This is a genomic window from Chryseobacterium sp. StRB126 (assembly GCF_000829375.1).
Taxonomy (GTDB): domain Bacteria; phylum Bacteroidota; class Bacteroidia; order Flavobacteriales; family Weeksellaceae; genus Chryseobacterium.
Genome location: NZ_AP014624.1, coordinates 1,676,011 through 1,689,691, shown reverse-complemented (window position 1 = coordinate 1,689,691; position 13,681 = coordinate 1,676,011). Strand labels below are relative to the sequence as shown.

The window sequence follows — 13,681 nt, the reverse complement described above, 5'->3', positions numbered from 1 at the left end:
GTTTTTTTATATTCTTATTGAAATTGATTACAAAATCTTGGAAACTTCATTACAAAGCCATTCCAGTAATTCTCTGTCTTCAGCCGTAAAAGGATTAATTGTATGAGAATCAATATCAATTTGGCCGATGTTTTTCCCGTCTTTAAAGATTGGAACTACAATTTCAGCCTTGGTATCAATTGAACAGCTTAAATAATTACTTTCTTCATGCACATCAGGCACTACAAATGTTTCATTGGAAACAGCTACCTGACCGCAGATTCCTTTTCCGTAAGGGATAATTGTATGATCTGTTGGAGCTCCCACATAAGGGCCTAAGATCAATTCATCTTTATCTCCATTTTTAAAATAGAAACCTGTCCAGTTAAAATAAGAGATTTCCTGATCTAGCAGGTGACAAACTTTTTCAAGCTTCTCTTCTGTATTATGTTTTGGACTTTCAAGAATAGAGGAAAGTCTTTTCTTTAATTCTGACATTATATTAATTTTTAAGAGAATTGTTTTAAAGGAAGTTCTTCTTTATAGCCAAACATTCCACGCTCTTTAATCATTTCTGCTACACCTTCCGGAACCTGAGTTTCCCAGCCTTTAATGCAACATGCTATTTTTCTTAAAATCTCTCTTGAGTAGATTTCCAAAAACTCAGGATTGTAATTCGTAATATCTACAATACGATTGTTTCGCATGAAATATTTATACAATTCTTTAAGATTTTCTTCTACTTTAAGATTGGTAGAATTCAATAGCTGATGAGTTTCAGGATCTTTGTAAGGATACAGATACACTCTCATTCCGTTTCGGAAAAACTTACCGAATGCTTCAAGAATTCCTCCAGAAAGATTTTGATAATATTTCTCATCAAATACCATCAATAGGTTGTTAACTCCCATTGCAACTCCGATATTTCCACTTGTGTAAGACGCAAAATAATCAATCAGTCTATAGTATTCCGAGAAGTTTGAAATAATAACGGTATATCCTAATTTGCCCAGAATATCTACTCTATCCAGAAAGTCTCTTTCATCAATATCTCCGTCTGCTCTCAGATTGGAAATGGTAATTTCAATAAGAACTTCTGTTTCTTCATGGGTACAGATGGCATCTTTCAGGAACATATCCATTCCGTTCTGAAGCATATCAATATTAACCTTCGTTACAGGTCTGAAACTTCCTCTTACCGCAAAGATATTTTTTTTGTATAAAACATCTGCCGGAAGCATATTATTACCTTGAGAGTTGAAGATCACAGCATCAGTCATACCATTTTTCACTAACTGAAGAGACATCAGTCTGTTGTCTACATATTCAAAAGCAGGACCACTGAAATCGATCATATCAATTTCAAGGTTGTCCTTTGCCACATCATCGTATAAAGATTCTACTAAAGTTCTTGGATTATCAAAGTAATTAAAAGCTCCGAAAATAAGGTTTACTCCAAGATTCCCCAGTGTTTCCTGTTGCAAAGTAGCATCATTCTCATTGAATTTCACATGGATAACGATCTCATTATAATCTTCATTTTCTTTAGTCTGAAAACGGATTCCGACCCAGCCGTGGCCTTTTACTGTTTTGTCGAAGTTGATGGTAGTTACTGTATTGGCATAGGAAAAGAATTTTCTGTCCGGATTGTTATCCCTTGAAATTCTCTCTTCGATTAATGCTACTTCATAGCGGAGCATTTTACGAAGTCTGTTTTGGGTAACATACCTGTTTTTTACTTCTTTCCCGTAGATGGCATCACTAAAATCTTTGTCGTAAGCAGACATCGCCTTAGCAATCGTACCGGAAGCTCCCCCTGCTCTAAAAAAGTGACGAACAGTCTCCTGCCCTGCTCCAATTTCTGCGAAAGTACCATAAATAGTAGGATCTAGATTAATTGTTAATGCTTTTTGTTTAGGAGTTAGTTTCTGATACATTAGGACATTAAATTTTTTGTAAATTTACCAAAATTAAACCAACCTCAAAACAAAATGAAGTTGAAATTTTTAGGAACCGGCACTTCCCAGGGTGTGCCTGTTATTGGCTGCACCTGCGAGGTGTGTATTTCCGAAAATCCAAAAGACAAACGTCTTCGCTCTTCTGTGATGGTAACTACGGATGAAAATAAAAAAATACTCATAGATTGCGGTCCGGATTTCCGGCAACAAATGCTTACCAACCACGAACATACTGTAGATCTCGCACTGATTACTCATGAACACAATGATCATGTGATTGGACTTGATGATATGCGTCCGCTTATTTTTAAAAGCGGAAAAGATGTTCCACTTTATTGTTATTCAAGAGTTGCCCATGAGATTAAAAACCGTTTTCCTTACGCTTTTGCAGATGTAAGGTATCCCGGTGCTCCGGCTTTCGAGCTTCATGAAATTGAAAATAAACCTTTTCAGGTATTGGATACAGAGATCACTCCAATTGAAGTGATTCACTTTAAAATAAGTGTTTTTGGATATAAATTTAAAAATCTGGCTTATATTACAGATGCAGGCTTTATTTCTGATACGGAAAAGGAAAAATTAAAGAATCTGGATGTATTGATTTTAAATTGCATCAGAAAATTTGATCCGCATCCGGCTCATTTTATCCTTCCCGATGTTATCAAACTGTTTGAAGAGCTAAAACCTAAAAAATTATTTTTAACTCACATTAGCCATCATTTAGGCCTGCATGATATTGAAGATAAACTACTTCCAACCGGAATGCACCTTGCCTACGATGGTTTGGAGATAAATTTTTAAAACTTTTTTTCCAAAAAGCTTTTGAACATTGAAAAAAGTTCCTATATTTGCACACCAATTTGAAACGAACATCACGTTTGAAGTAAACATCAAGCCCAGGTGGCGGAATTGGTAGACGCGCTGGTCTCAAACACCAGTTCTTAGGAGTACCGGTTCGATCCCGGTCCTGGGTACAAAAATCCCCTGAAATCATTTGATTTTCAGGGGATTTTGATTTTTAGGGTGGTCAAAAAGGTGGCTATTGTTTTATTAATCTTTTTTTGACATCTTTGTTATTTAGTAACTAATGATTAATATACGATACATCCAAAGTCTCCACAGACCATTTAATCAGAACTTAAATACGATTAAATGGGTTTGCTCTTTTGTTAAAGAAAATGAGAATATTAGCAAATCTGATTTTTATGTACAATTTTATATATACTTAATCAAAAAGCTACATAAACAATATTCAAAAAAAGCACCAAAAGAAACGACTGGTTTGCCAAGTTTATCATCAATAAAAGATGTTTATAATTTTCTTAAACAATATAAGGGTGATGATCTTGTAAATATAATTAATGCAAAAGTAAAAAAAAGAGTATCTTCATTAGATAAATCTATATACAGCACTTACAAAGCAGCCTCCTATTACATAAATCTTGCTAAAGATAAATTTGAATTTATTGATAAAAATTATACACTCTCTACAAAAGGAAAAGAGTTACTTGATAAAAAAAGTAGAGATTTTCAGTTAACCATGAGTGACAAAGAAATATTCTTTAAAGCAATTTTAGATAAAGATTTTCATTTCTTTATTTCTAATTGTTATTTTGAGGTAGTTGGAAGAAAGTATAAAATTAATGATCTTTCATCTGATAAGTTCAATTTCCTTGATAAATACTATAATATAAGGCATTTTAACTATACCACATCAAGTCTAACCAATTATAATGCTGTGAGAAACTTTTGGATAAGAGAATTAGATGTTATTGGGAAAAATAATAAGATTAGATTATTCTATTTAAAAATACTACATGATAATTATTATGATTTAAAGAAAGATATTGATAATAAATTCAATGAATATTTAAATTCAACATTATTAGAAAAAAGGAAGTATATAAATAATAAAAATAAATTTATTCTGGCTTTTAAAAAAAGTACGAAAAATGAATTAGGATTTGCAAATCTTTATGATGTGAAAAAATTCTTAAGAATGGGGGGAGAAAATTATCAACTATTTTTATCAGATTTTTATGAGAATGAAAGGAAGAATTATAACATTTTTTTTAATAATATAGTAACATCTATTGATAAACGCAAAAGATTTTATATAAGAAATAAGCCTGTCTTAAGCATTAAAATAAAAGAACATGGAAATTAATAACATTTGGAGTAAGCTAACTATCCCTGTAAGAGAAAGCTTTAAAAGAGACATCCAAGAAGGTAAAGTTCCTGAATTACCATATTATATTGTAAATCAAGACAATTTAAAAAAAGGAATCAAAGACAAAATATTACAAATTGATGGTGATCGAATGACCACTTCCTACATAACGGCTGCTTATGGAAATGGAAAAACTAATGTTTTACGATATCTTGAATTATTTTTTAATAAAACCTACCCAGAATATAATATAGATATAATATATTCTAGAGCTGATCCAGATCGTATTGATTTGGTAGTATTTCTCTTAAAAAAGATAGAAGATACTTATTTGGATATAATTATAGAAGCTATAATTAAATCTAAAAAAAACAATTACAATTATCCAGTTTTTGCTTACGACTTCCAAGAGTCTTTTGCAGAGATAAAGGAATATACTGAAAAATTATTTTCTACGGAAAATACAGATGAATTAAAAGAACTTCTATACCTAGGAACAGGGAGATTAGCCAATAAAAGATATTTTGATAGATTTAATTTAAGCCATTTAAAGGATTATAATCGTAGAGAAATCTTAGTACTACTATTAAATTTAATTTCTTATTATGGAAAATATTTAGTATTTGGTATTGATGAAGTTGAAAAAATATCCGAACGGTCAAAAATTAGGTTTAATCATTTCCTTACTTCTTATAGAGAGTTAATAGATCTATTTGGTAAAATAAATGGACATTATTTAATTATTGCAATAACTGAAGGTGAAAAAGTACAAAGATTAGAAGAAACTAATTATGCAGTTTATACAAGAGTAAGAGAAGATATAATAAGTATCCAACCAATCTCAAAAATAAAAGATAAAAAAGAGTTAATCGAATATTTAAATGAAATATTCAAGACTGAAAATGATATTGAAGAAGTTCTGAAACGTGTTGACAAATTGGATAGTCTAAAAATCTCAGAAAATAGATTATTAATACAAGAAATTTCTAAAATATTATTGAGTGAATCGTCTGAAGAATTTCAATCTTTACAAAAACTATTATCAGATAATAGTTTATATGAAGAATATGAATATACATATGACAACTTAATTAAAGACGATGCATTTAAAAATATTCATAGGAAATTTTTTGATCCACTCGAGTATTATTTAGATTCCCATAATAGAGCTGAGTTCTTAAAAAAACAAGAAAGATACTTTTTAGACTCGATCTCTAATGAAATTCAATATTTCATTTTCAATGAAGATAAAGATAATATTGAAAATGAGTTTATTAACATTAATGAACTACTAAACAAGGAAAAGAATGAAGATATTAAAAAAATTATCATTTATTCTCCTAGTAACCTAGAACTAAATTATAGTGGTTTTTCAGAAATTGAAAAACAACTATTAATAATAGATTATGAGCCAAAAGAGCTTTTTACTCTATTAGAATTATATCGTCAAAATATAGATCTTCAAGAAAGTCTTGATAATGTCATTTCTTCTTACACAAAGAACCAATTGTAACATGTTTGATAATCATACTGGAATATTTTGTTTTAAATATAAAGTTAAGCTAGATAATATAATTAATACGGTATTAAATATAGCTTTCGATATCTTATTACAATTAGAAAATAAAACAACATCTAACAAAGATATTGAATTAGCTGTTGAATTATTTGATGACAATTTATATAAGGATTTAGGAATAATCAAAGAAGATCTTCTTTTAAAGGAAAAAGAGAATGAAAATGAGGATGGAGATAAGAATGAAGGTGAAGATGAGATAATATATGTATATTCAAAAAATGATCTTTTTGGGCAAATAAGTACATACTATAATGATCAGCTATTTAATGACGTTGACATTTTAAATTTCTTAGAAGGATCTGATATTGCGTTCTTACAAAAAGAAGAAAAAATACTTTATAGTTTTGATAAAACAGGTTCCGAAGTCATAAAAAGAGTAAAAAATGCTATTAATAATAAAAATATAATTAATGCTCTTATAGGATATCTAAAAGATTTAAGAATTAAATCGGCACTAAATAATATTCATAAACTGAACAGTCCTTTCTTATATGGGGATGTCCTTGAATTAGACAAACAATCTGGCGTAATAAACCATAAATATTTATCCTTTGATTTTTTAGACACTTCTAAATTTGAATTAGATAAGGTAGACACAGACGATATTTGGTTAAATAGAAAAACATATAAACAAAAATTTAAAATAGTTCTTCCAAACTTAAATGATGAACAGGACTATTTTGTTCTTAAAGATAAAGACCATGAAATAGGAATAAAAATAAATGATATTGTATTACCATTTATTAACGCAAACATTATAAAATATGTAAAAGAGGACAAAAGAAATTTTTATTATTGGTCATTAATTAAAGATAGCTTTACTACTTCAGAAAATAGAAAAACAAACTCTAGCACTTTAATCAATGATTTCATTTCTGATTCAAGGAAAAGTGATTTCGCACAGTTATTATCTAATCTTAAAAAAAATCTCTACATCCCCGCAGATATAGAAATATTTGATTCTTACAAAAAATATTTCAGAAATTATACATATACTGAAAAACTAAAATTTTTAGAAGAATATGAACTATATTTTCCAGAGCATATAGATGAGACTGGATTATGTGTATATACAAATCAAAAAAAGGAAGACGAATATAATTTATTACACTGGATTGAGCCTAAAAATCCAAAACAATTCTCACATTATAGAAAGTCAATTCCTGAAAAAATTAAGAGAAATTTAGTTTCAATACTAAAACCTGAGATTGCTTTTTACGTATTAGAAAAATATTTTGAAGATACAGTAGAAAATATTTTAAAAGAACATGATTCAAGCTATATTCCAAATGCTGTATTTACTATTAATAATGAAAAAAAATGGGAAGTAGATTTTATTATTTATTCTCATACAAAAAACAAAATATATTTTATAGAAGCCAAGACCAAACTTAACAAAGAATACATTTACTCATATATACGAAAATCTTCAGAACTGGAGGCTTCCTTAAAAAACGAGTTAGGTATACTGGATACAGAAATATTGAATGTAGAGTATGTAATTCTTGCCGGATTCAGTGATGAAAATGTTGATGCTTATCAACATTTTATTGAAAGTAAAGAAGACTATAACAATAAAAGAGATGGCTTTTTTACTCTACCTTACCACTTTTCAATTCCTATATCTACAATTAAGGATAAAAATTTAACTTGTATTGCTGAACCCGAATACGATAAACTAAAAAAAATAATTACAGAAACATGTCCAAAATAAGACTTCCGGTCACTAGATATTACGGTTCAAAAAGAAAACTGGTTGAAAGAATTTGGAATGAAATAGAAAGAAAAGAACTAATATTTGATTCCGTTTTAGACATCTTTGGAGGAACAGGTTTATTTTCCTATTACGCTAAATGTAAAAGTAAACAGGTAATTTATAATGATATTTTTAGATTTAACTCAATAATTGGTAAAAAGCTTATACAGCAAAGCTCTAATGAGCTTACATTAGAAAGAGCTAGAAATATGCTACTTCCAATTGAAGGAGTTATTTACCGAAATGTAATAACAGAAAATTTCACAGGAATATATTTTACCGATGAAGAAAATCATCAAATAGATATTTTTATTCAAAATATTAATTTTTTAGAAAACGAAAATTTACAGGCTAGTGCTTATTATATACTTTTCCAATCATGTATTATAAAAAGACCATATAATTTGTTTCATAGAAATAATTTGAATATGAGATTAAATTATAAGAAAGGAAATTTTGGTAATAAAAAGACTTGGGAAAGATCATTTTCAGAGCTATTTGAAAGATTCATAAATGAGTTAGATGAATTTTGTTTTGACAATGGAGAAGAAAATATTTCCCTAAATTCAAGTGCCCTTCAATGTAACGCTCAGGCAAATTTGTTATATATTGATCCCCCTTACTTCACATCTGGTTCAAATACTACTTATCATAGTAAGTATCATTTTTTAGAAGGTTTGGCGCACTATGATGAAATACAAAAAAATATTGATCATAATAAGAAAAATAAAGAAATTACTATTAATAAATCTTTAGAATTTGAAAGCAAAACTACTTTTCTAAATGACCTGCAACAACTTCTTTTAAATCATACTGATTCTCATATAGTTATTTCGTACAGAAACAATGGTGTTCCTAGTATTGAAGACATGGCTGAGTTACTTAGAAGCATTAATAATAATTTCGAAGTTTCAGTTATTGATTTAGGTAACTATGGATATGCTTTAAATAGGAATAATATTAATAATAACGAGGTATTAATAATCGCTAAGAATATATTACTATAAGAAAAAGGGCTTTTTGAGAGCCCTTTTTACTTTATTATATCAAATTGTTTAAGAATATCTGTCGTCAGCTTTGACATTGGTCGTTTGCTATTATCTTGTAAATAAGCGTTCCAAATAATTAAGTCTATTTGTTCAGGAGATTTACCTAATCCGGGAAAATCATTACATAATGCAGTGTAATAATCATTATTATATCCATAAATTTTGCCAACTATTTCATCAACATAATCAATATGTTCTTCGAAGACTTTATTAATACCTAACCTTTTCATAAAATTTGTTTTCTCATCCTTATCTGTAATAGTTTTACCATCGAATGAATGCTCAAAATCTATTTTTAATTTTGAAGTTTCTGTTATCCATTTTGAAATATCCGTATTCTTATCAATCTTCTTACCATCGTTAGAACTAATATGAAATGTTACCGCTTCAAAGCAATCGTCTCTATAAGGGTGAAATGATATCTCATGTTCTCCTTTAATATTATTACAAACAGCACATGCAGGTATTAAATTGTATAATGATAACGCAAATAGAGGGTATTTTTTTTTGGGATAAAAATGATCAAACTGTGGTCTGGAATAGACCTTTTGATCATTATTGTTTATGGTAAAAATGTAATTATGATTACAATAAGGACAAACTTTAACGTTTAGCATTTTAGTTAACCAACGTCCGTAACTGATTTCTTCGCCCTTAAAATCAAATCTAACTTGGAAAAATGTATTATAATAATATTCCATTTGATTTTTAAATCTATCAAATTGAGCTTTATGTACAATATCACTTTCACGAAAATTTAAAAAAGTTAAGAATTCGTTATTTAAGTTCATCATATCTTTGGGCTCCGCAAGAATTATCCTTTCCAGATTAGTATGAAAAAAACGTAACATTTTAAATTCTAATTTTTTTTTACTTTTAAATTTTCTGACTAACTTATCTTTTTCAATCCTACGTTTATTTTTATCTAAAGAATATTCCTTATACTTAAAGTATTTCTTGATTAGATTGAAAAATACTACTCTCTGAGCATCTACAAATAATTTGTTAATTCTAATCATTTAGCTTTTCTTTTAGTGTATTTATTTCGTCTCTAAGATCTTTTACAATTTTTTCAAGTTCTAAGTTTTTAGATTTTGAACTTAGATCATTATATAATTTAAGTAATTGTCCCTTGATAAAAGGTTCACTTACAATAAGAATCTCTTCATAAATATCATTCCCGTTATGATCCGCAATGTTACCCTCATGTAGAACCTTAAATAAATAATTAATTTTGTTTTTTGCAAATTCACCAATGGGAACTGAATTTAGAAAAAAACCATGTTGCAATAATGTATGAATATTTGATGCAAATGTATTTTCTGTCATCGGAAATACAGGATTACCCTTTTCTAAAAAAAGAACATTATTTTTAGGAATATCAGAAAGAATAAATGGAGAATGAGTAACAAATAAGAAGTTTATAGATTTAATTCGCTTAAATTTAGTATTCTTTAAATTAGTTATTAATTGCCTAATAAATTGTCTTTGAAATTCAGGATGAAAATACAATTCGATCTCATCAAGAATTACATTAATATTTTCAAAATTATATATGGCTGGTTTATCCAATTCTAAATCTTTATCAATTGGAATTACAGAGTCAAGGTTTTTTAAATGGTAAATAATCGAACTTATTATACAAATTTTTTGATACTCACCAGAGCTCAGCTTTCTTATAGAAATATCTTTTTGTTTTTCATCATTTGTTTTTAAGAAAATTTCTACATCAAAAATTCTAGGTGGTAATAGTAATAATTTGTCAACTCTTATATGCTGTGAAGTTTGATTAATCAATTTACTTAAAATTTCCAATTCAAAACTTCCAATATTAGAGCTCAAATATCTCTCATAAAATGATAATAACTCATTAGGTTTTCCTTCGTTATCAAAATACATTTTAAGTAATCTAATAGATTGACGAAGCTTTAATGTAATGTGAGAATCATCAGCCTCTAATTCTACCAAAAATTTAATATGTTTATTAATAGTTGTTTCTTTTAAAGCAAATTTCTCCATAAAATTATCGATTGAATCAGATAAAGGTTGTTTATATTTAGGATAATTTAATGTCTTAAAACTTTTTATTAAGCAGTAATTAAATAAACGTTCTTTTAAAATATCACTATTTGATATTTTTTCTAAAGGTTCAAAAGAGAAATATCTTTTCCAAAAATTATAGTAAATACAAAGCGTTTGAAATAAGTTATAAGTTTGAAAATTAAACCCTCTTGTTTCTGATAATATATATTCAATTTTGTCTATAATTAAAACATCATCTGGGAACCAATTGATATGTTCTAAAAAACTTTTAACGTTTAATTCAATTTCTTCGAAACTTACATCGTTTTCAAGGTCTACTTTAATATTCAATACCTTAGCAATAAGAGTTAAATTTATTTTATTGAGGTCTGTTAATGTATTTACTCTATTATTCTTAATAGTTTTTTGAAATATTAAAAGTAAATTTCTATTATCACTCAAAAAATCAGCATATTGATGGATTAACAAACTCAAAGAAGAATTATCATTCATTTTTTGTAAATGATATAATGAATATTCACCATACCCTTCTAATTCATCAATCTGTCCATATCTAAAATAAAAATCACGAACATAATTTTCTAATGAATCTGGCTTTAATAAAAGAGATAATTTGTCAACTATTAAATCTTCAGTAATTTTATCATATATATTTTCGTTTTCTAGAAGTAAAGATAAATATCTTTGATCCATCAAATATTTTTCATTTCTTACATCTATTTGTCCTCTATCTCTAAATGGATGTAAGACAAGAGGAGTTTGATAACCGTCATTTTTATGAAAAATTTGACTCAACCAAGATTCATTTTGTGGAGTAAAGAAATCGTTTTTATCTAAAAACTCAGCATTAATTAAACTCTCTTTAATATAGTCAATTTCATCTAATCCATAAATTGAATAGTTTATATACATCGTAAAAAATAAGTTCTGAAGAACAATCATATTATCTTCAATAATGTTTTTAGATGTTTTTTCTGAGTTATATATCAATTTTGTATCCTGATAAAATCTCACAACAATATTAAAATCTCCAGAAGAAGAGTTTTCATTTATAGAATTTATATAAATTCTATAAATAGAATCATCTTTTAAGTAATATAAATCAGCATGCAAATTTTTTATAAAAACTAGCTTTTCTGTCACTTCACCAATTCCATAAGTTTTGAAAAAATTATTTAAAATTCTTATCAAAAGCTCTATCAGACTACTTTTCCCTTCACCATTTTTACCTACTAAACCTTGGATATTCACATATTTTAATGTTGAATCAACAGACGGTTCTAAATCATAAAAAAAATTTTGTGGCAAAGAATTACCGTTTCTTTTTCTTATAAAATCACCATTTAAATCTATGCTGTAATTATTATCAAAAAAGTAAAATTGATTTGTAGTTAAATTTTTTAAAATATTGGGGTCACACCCTTCTAAAGGACGAACTGCTATAATTTTGAAACTCATGAATAATAGTTTTTTATAAGTATAGTAAATTATTAAGATTTTTCAAAATATAGAAAATTTATTTATTTCAATTACGGTTTTCCATTTTGTTTTATTAAAAATTTTGAAAAAAAAACAACGCATGACAAGCGTTTTGAAAAAACGAGCAGTCTGAGGAAGTGATGACTGAAAAATTTATTAACAAATACTTAGCAACCGTTAAAAATTTGTTTTTAAAAAAAATATGCTTACTTTTAACATCGAAAAAACAGGATAAATAAAATCTGAACAGCTTACGAGCAGGATTTTGAAAATCTGAACAGTTTTTTCATTTTGAGTTACAGTTAACTCTTCAAAAAAAAATCCATCTCATAAAATAGTTATGAGATGGATTCTTTGTTTTACAATAAAAGATTATTTAACTATAAATTTATTTATACAATCCTCTATCTTAATAAAATATATTCCCTCTGGAAGATTATCAATTAATACTGAATTCCCCTTAACATTGGACTTTTTAATCATTTTGCCATCACTATTATAAATAATAATCTGTAATAGCCACAACTTGATCTGACAGTTAGGGTTTAAAAATAATTGTCAGTTATCCAATATTATCCTTACTTCCAAAAGTAAGGATTTTTTGTTCCTCTGCAAGAGTTTCCAATAATTTCTCTTTTGCAATAGGTTTACTATCCAAAAACGTCTGCATCGGTGTTTTACCGTAACAATGTTTTCCTGTATGCGTTCTTTCATTATTGTAATACGACAGCCAGCTGTTTAAGTCTAATTGCAGCTCTTCAATACTTCTGTAAATTTTCTTTCTGAAAGCTATGGCATAAAACTCTTCCTGTATTGTCCTGTGAAAACGTTCACAAATGCCGTTGGTCTGAGGGCTTTTAGCCTTGGTCTTCGTGTGATCAATATCTTCAATGGCTAAATAAAGCTGGTATTCATGCTGTTCTCTTATTCCACAGTATTCCGTTCCTCTGTCTGTTAAAATTCTGAGTAAACGAAGTTCCTGTTGCTCAAAGAACGGAACTACCTGATCATTAAGCATGTCAGCAGCAATAAGAGCATTTTTACGGTCATATAGCTTTGCAAATACTACTTTAGAATACGTGTCAATAAAAGTTTGCTGATAAATATGTCCAACTCCTTTGATATTGCCTACATAATAAGTGTCTTGAGCTCCTAAATATCCAGGATGATGAGTTTCAATTTCTCCATGAGCTTTTTTCTCCTCCTTGGCTCTTTCTAGTGCTGAAAGTTGAGATTCAGTAAGGACTATACCATCTTGAGCGGATTTGGCTTCCAAGGCTTTTAATCTTAGTTTAAACGTATGTAGATCGTGTCTTAACCAAATACCTCTGACCCCGCCTGGGGATACGATCAACCCTTTCTTTTTAAGTTCATTACTCACTCTAAGCTGCCCCAAAGCAGGGTTTTCAATGGCTATATCAACAACAGCCTTTTCAATAACTTCATCTACACGATTCTTTAATACTGGCTTTCTTCTGGAGATTTCCTGTAATGCTAATTCACCTCCTTGCTCATACAGTTCTTTGAATCGATAAAAACTGTCTCGGGAATAGCCCATTACTTTACAAGCTTTGGATACATTTCCTAAATGTTGTGCTAATTCAAGTACACCTAACTTGTTTTTGATGATTTTTTGTTGTGTTGTCATAATACTTAATCTGTTTTAAA

11 protein-coding genes and 1 tRNA gene are annotated in these 13,681 nt (G+C 28.3%); 6 read left to right on the top strand and 6 right to left on the bottom strand.

Annotated elements, in window-relative coordinates:
• Positions 1–27 precede the first annotated feature (27 nt).
• Positions 28–477: a GAF domain-containing protein gene (locus CHSO_RS07660; RefSeq protein ID WP_045494431.1), complete on the bottom strand. Its 450-nt coding sequence runs from the start codon at positions 475–477 to the stop codon at positions 28–30.
• An 11-nt stretch (positions 478–488) separates the two neighbouring features.
• Positions 489–1,916: a nicotinate-nucleotide adenylyltransferase gene (locus tag CHSO_RS07655; protein ID WP_045494428.1), complete on the bottom strand. Its 1,428-nt coding sequence runs from the start codon at positions 1,914–1,916 to the stop codon at positions 489–491.
• Between the two features lie 54 nt (positions 1,917–1,970).
• Here CHSO_RS07655 and CHSO_RS07650 point away from each other — a divergent pair, with 54 nt between their 5' ends.
• From CHSO_RS07650 to CHSO_RS07625, 6 genes are all read left to right on the top strand, one after another.
• Positions 1,971–2,738 carry an MBL fold metallo-hydrolase gene (locus CHSO_RS07650; RefSeq protein WP_045494425.1) on the top strand — a complete coding sequence of 256 codons (768 nt, stop codon included), beginning with the start codon at positions 1,971–1,973 and terminating at the stop codon, positions 2,736–2,738.
• A gap of 93 nt (positions 2,739–2,831) precedes the next feature.
• Positions 2,832–2,911 (top strand) — tRNA-Leu (locus CHSO_RS07645).
• Positions 2,912–3,024: 113 nt separating this feature from the next.
• Positions 3,025–4,104, top strand: coding sequence for a hypothetical protein (locus CHSO_RS07640; protein WP_045494422.1), 1,080 nt, complete (start codon positions 3,025–3,027; stop codon positions 4,102–4,104).
• Positions 4,094–5,620 (top strand): hypothetical protein, encoded by a 1,527-nt coding sequence (locus tag CHSO_RS07635; RefSeq protein ID WP_045494419.1) that lies wholly within the window; start codon positions 4,094–4,096, stop codon positions 5,618–5,620. Before CHSO_RS07640 ends, CHSO_RS07635 begins: the two co-directional genes overlap by 11 nt.
• A 1-nt stretch (position 5,621) precedes the next feature.
• Positions 5,622–7,400 (top strand): hypothetical protein, encoded by a 1,779-nt coding sequence (locus CHSO_RS07630; protein WP_144428875.1) that lies wholly within the window; start codon positions 5,622–5,624, stop codon positions 7,398–7,400.
• Positions 7,388–8,449, top strand: coding sequence for a DNA adenine methylase (locus CHSO_RS07625; RefSeq protein ID WP_045494414.1), 1,062 nt, complete (start codon positions 7,388–7,390; stop codon positions 8,447–8,449). The genes CHSO_RS07630 and CHSO_RS07625 overlap by 13 nt, the downstream gene beginning before the upstream one ends.
• A gap of 26 nt (positions 8,450–8,475) precedes the next feature.
• Here the strand turns inward: CHSO_RS07625 and CHSO_RS24945 are convergent, their stop codons facing one another.
• From CHSO_RS24945 to CHSO_RS07610, 4 genes are all read right to left on the bottom strand, one after another.
• Complete coding sequence (locus CHSO_RS24945; protein ID WP_052480524.1) at positions 8,476–9,510, bottom strand: hypothetical protein; 1,035 nt, start codon at positions 9,508–9,510, stop codon at positions 8,476–8,478.
• The gene (locus tag CHSO_RS24940; RefSeq protein ID WP_052480523.1) at positions 9,503–11,992 is read right to left on the bottom strand and encodes an AAA family ATPase; all 2,490 of its coding nucleotides are present in this window, start codon (positions 11,990–11,992) and stop codon (positions 9,503–9,505) included. The genes CHSO_RS24945 and CHSO_RS24940 overlap by 8 nt, the downstream gene beginning before the upstream one ends.
• A 393-nt stretch (positions 11,993–12,385) precedes the next feature.
• Entirely contained in the window at positions 12,386–12,538 is a 153-nt protein-coding gene (locus CHSO_RS26585; RefSeq protein ID WP_084220946.1) for a T9SS type A sorting domain-containing protein, read from the bottom strand.
• A 37-nt stretch (positions 12,539–12,575) separates the two neighbouring features.
• Positions 12,576–13,661 carry an IS481 family transposase gene (locus tag CHSO_RS07610; protein WP_045492331.1) on the bottom strand — a complete coding sequence of 362 codons (1,086 nt, stop codon included), beginning with the start codon at positions 13,659–13,661 and terminating at the stop codon, positions 12,576–12,578.
• Positions 13,662–13,681: the final 20 nt, after the last annotated feature.